This window comes from Microcystis sp. M49636_WE2 (genome assembly GCF_030065375.1).
Lineage (GTDB): Bacteria > Cyanobacteriota > Cyanobacteriia > Cyanobacteriales > Microcystaceae > Microcystis > Microcystis aeruginosa_C.
This window is the reverse complement of the sequence record NZ_JASJFG010000349.1, coordinates 1-3,703: the sequence shown is the minus strand read 5'-3', so window position 1 is coordinate 3,703 and position 3,703 is coordinate 1. Positions and strand designations below refer to the sequence as shown.

3 protein-coding genes and 1 pseudogene are annotated in these 3,703 nt (G+C 41.5%); 3 read left to right on the top strand and 1 reads right to left on the bottom strand.

Annotated features, from left to right (window positions below; genetic code table 11):
• The first annotated feature begins 310 nt into the window (after positions 1-310).
• The 3 genes from PX484_RS08325 to PX484_RS08315 all read left to right on the top strand — a co-directional run bounded on the left by PX484_RS08325 (position 311) and on the right by PX484_RS08315 (position 3,323).
• Positions 311-1,519, top strand: a complete 1,209-nt coding sequence (locus PX484_RS08325; protein ID WP_287766397.1) for an RNA-guided endonuclease InsQ/TnpB family protein — start codon at positions 311-313, stop codon at positions 1,517-1,519.
• A gap of 156 nt (positions 1,520-1,675) precedes the next feature.
• Positions 1,676-2,224 (top strand): response regulator, encoded by a 549-nt coding sequence (locus PX484_RS08320; protein ID WP_287766400.1) that lies wholly within the window; start codon positions 1,676-1,678, stop codon positions 2,222-2,224.
• A gap of 319 nt (positions 2,225-2,543) precedes the next feature.
• Positions 2,544-3,323, top strand: coding sequence for a DUF1350 family protein (locus PX484_RS08315; protein WP_002781173.1), 780 nt, complete (start codon positions 2,544-2,546; stop codon positions 3,321-3,323).
• Here the strand turns inward: PX484_RS08315 and PX484_RS08310 are convergent.
• Positions 3,320-3,568, bottom strand: a pseudogene (locus PX484_RS08310) (Uma2 family endonuclease); the annotation flags it as partial. The gene PX484_RS08315 and the pseudogene PX484_RS08310 overlap by 4 nt on opposite strands.
• Between the last annotated feature and the right edge of the window lie 135 nt (positions 3,569-3,703).

Below are 3,703 nucleotides of genomic sequence, written 5' to 3'. Positions count from 1 at the left end.
TACGCTTAAACAGGGGTTACAATGGGACAATAAGGGTGATTTACCGATAAAAACCTCTTTGGTTTTGGTATCTTCCTTTTGTTTTGCATTGAGTTCTCCTACAACAGCAGCCTCGGACATTAACCGAGGTTTTTTCTTTATCTCAAATGTCGGGGTGAAGACCGTTCGGCTGAGCTCACGGCCGAAGCCCTTGCTTGAGCGCAACGGGATGAAACCCCGACCAATATAAAACAGCGAAGCACAACTAAAATCTTGACAATCCGATGCTCTACAGGTTAACTTAAAATAAGTTGTTTGAGGTCGATAAACAATGATTGTCTTAGAAATGAAAGCCGTGGTCAAACCAAGTCAATGTTCTGCCATTGATGAAGCTATTCGTACAGTACAATTCATCAGAAATAAGGCTTTAAGGCTTTGGATGGATGCCAAGAGAGAAGACAAAATCGATAAATATTCTCTCAATAAATATTGTGCAGTTCTCGCCAAACAGTTCAAGTTTGTCGATACTCTAAATTCTACGGCCAGACAAGCATCGGCCGAACGAGCTTGGTCAGCTATTGCCCGTTTATATGATAATTGTCAGAAAAAGGTTAAAGGAAAAAAAGGTTATCCTAAATTTCAGAAAAATAATCGTTCTGTGGAATATAAAAACTCTGGATGGAAATTATCAGAGGATAGAAGGAAAATCACTTTCACAGATAAGAAAAACATTGGCACGGTTAAACTAAAAGGAACTAGAGACCTAAACTTTTACCCCATAGACCAAATTAAACGAGTTAGGATTGTTAAACGAGCAGACGGTTATTATGTCCAATTCTGTCTAAGTGTTGATATTCGGGAATATGCTAAACCGCTAGAACCGACTAAAAGATGTGTGGGATTGGATGTAGGTTTAAAAGTTTTCTACGCTAATAGTGATGGGGAAACGGTAGAAATACCGCAATACTATCGCCAAGCAGAAAAAAGATTAAACCGTCTGAATCGGAAAAAATCTAAAAAGTTTAGAAAAGGTCAACCCCAATCAAACAACTACCAAAAAGCTAGAAAGAGATATGCTAGAAAGCATTTAAGAGTAAGTAGGCAACGTAAAGGCTTTGTCGAAAAAGAGGCATTGCACGTCATTAAATCTAACGATTTCATCGCCCAGGTCAACTTAAATATTCAAGGCATGGTAAAAAACTCTAAACTCTCTAAATCTATTAATGATGTGGCTTGGTCAACTTTTCGGCAATGGTTAGAATATTTTGGCTTTAAATATGGTAAGGCTACGGTAGCAGTAGCCCCCCATAACACGAGTCAAAATTGTTCTAATTGTGGTCAAAAAGTCCCTAAATCTCTATCGACAAGAACCCATATTTGTCCCCACTGTGGCTATGTAGAAGATAGAGATATTAACGCCGCTATCAACATTCTCAAAAAGGGACTAAGTACGGTAGGGCATACCGAAACTAATACGCTTGGGGAGAGATTCCCTCTGGTTTGGTTGGATACGTCCTGCCAGATTAAGGAAACTCGATGAACCAAGAATCTCTCGCATGAGCGCGACGGGAGTGTCAAGGTGTATCTTAGTTTCTAAGGGTTTTTTGGGAATCCTCAATGCCTATCCCGACAGTTTTCCTCAATACCCCCTCGGAGCATCGAGCTGATCTATTGTCTCTTTTCTAAGGTGTCTATCGTGTCAAATCATAAAATTCTCGTTATCGATGACAGTAAAGTGATCAGGATGCACATTCGCGATATGTTACCAGAGGGTAACTTTGAATTCCTCGAAGCTAAAGACGGATTAGAGGGTTATAATCTCATCCGTACCAAAAACCCGAATTTGATTATTTTGGACTTCCTTCTCCCGAAAATGAGCGGTTGGGAGGTGTTTCAGCAAATCCAAAGCGAAGATAATCTCAAAAGTATCCCCCTAGTGTTAATGTCAGGACGGAAAGAGGAGGTAGTAGAGAAAATCCCCGAACCTTTCCAGCATTTTGCCTTTATTGAGAAGCCTTTCGACCAAAAACAATTGATACAAGCGATTAAAGAAGCGATAGCCAAGGCAAAACAGTATTCTCCCAAACCGACAGTTTCTAGCCCGAAACTAGAGGAACTCACTGGGGATTATAGCACCGATATTCAGACTCTCCATGCCCAAATTGCCCAAATGCAAACAGAAATGGAAACTATCAAGAAACAAATGTCTCAATTAGTGGCTTTTATTAAGCAAAAACTGGCATAAAAATATTCATTCCGATCTTTTATAACTTGGGCAAACAGTTATCCTTATCTGGTGGTGCCAATCTCTGGCTAATCTCCTATCCCTTTTAAACAGGATTTAGTATAATATCAAGTAGTCTTTATTTGGTGAGTGACTAAGTTATTAAGTAGGTAGGCGTTAAAAATTATCAGACACCACCCTTATCAAGGGGGGACTAAGGGTAGGGTTGATTCATGAATCAACCCTACTATGAATCAACCCTAGGACTAAGGAGGGATCGAACCTAAAATCTATTTTTAATTTAATTATAACCAGCTACTTAATTCACTGATAACTAATTATGAATTGGCAAGAAATAGCAGGTAATTGGGTTTTTCTCCCCCGTCGTCCCCGGGGTATCATTCACTTTTTAGGTGGGGCATTTGTGGCGGCGGCCCCGAATATTACCTATCGTTGGTTATTAGAAAGTCTTGGGAATTCAGGATACGCTATTGTCGCGACTCCCTTTGTTAATACCCTCGATCACAAATCGATCGCCCGCACAGTTTTAAACCGTTTTGATAATATTATTGAACGTCTGCGCTGGAATCATAGTCTGCCCCAAGGTTATCTCCCCATCTACGGATTGGGTCACAGTATGGGGTGTAAACTGCATTTATTAATCGGTAGTCTCTACGAAGTGGAACGGGAAGGAAATATCCTCATTTCCTTTAATAATTATCCGATTCGTCGGGCTATTCCTTTTATCGAACCTTTGCAAATTGACACCACTTTTAACCTCGAATTTACCCCTTCCCCCGAAGAAACAAACGAGTTAATTTTCCAAGATTATGCCATTCGTCGCAATCTTTTAATCCGTTTTCAAGACGACACGATCGATCAATCGCTGGTATTAAATCCCCTGCTAAAAAAACGCTTTAATGATTTAATTGCCCTGCGAACTCTCCCAGGTAATCATCTCACTCCCTTGAGTCAAGATGTCAGTTGGCAAACCGGAGAAGTATTTACTCCCCTCGATGCGATCGGCCAATGGTTAAAACAGGGACTTGCCCGGGATAATTCCCGTCTTAAAGATGAGATTCTCCAGTGGTTAAATCCCGTCCTTCCCGCCTCTCGTTAGTTTTCCTCTAGATTAATCCCCATTGCCCGTAATTGCGCCTCTAGGCGGGCTAATTTTGCCTCAGCCAATTCGGCCCGTTGACGTTCCTGTTGGGCTTGCTGTTCGGCTAATTCCGCTTTTTGCTTGATTTCTAGGGTGGTCAAAAACCGGGAGCCATCGGGATAAAAAATAGCTAACTGGGGACTCTCCAGTTGAAAACGAATCTGTAGAAGCGGACTCTGCCAATTATCGATCGCGGGAATCATCGGAAATTTTGGGTCTGAAACCCCGCCGTTCTAGGTTGGCTTTACGTTAGAATTAAAAGGCCAGTCTCGAAAACCAAGTGGACGGCGCAGCACCTTGAAAACTCGGCTTAGGGGGTTCCGACCAGAAAAGCTTGG

What these genes read in the sequence shown, in the direction of transcription:
- PX484_RS08315 (WP_002781173.1), top strand. Translation starts at nt 2,544, where the DNA reads ATGAATTGGCAAGAAATAGCAGGTAATTGGGTTTTTCTCCCCCGTCGT.
- PX484_RS08325 (WP_287766397.1), top strand. Translation starts at nt 311, where the DNA reads ATGATTGTCTTAGAAATGAAAGCCGTGGTCAAACCAAGTCAATGTTCT.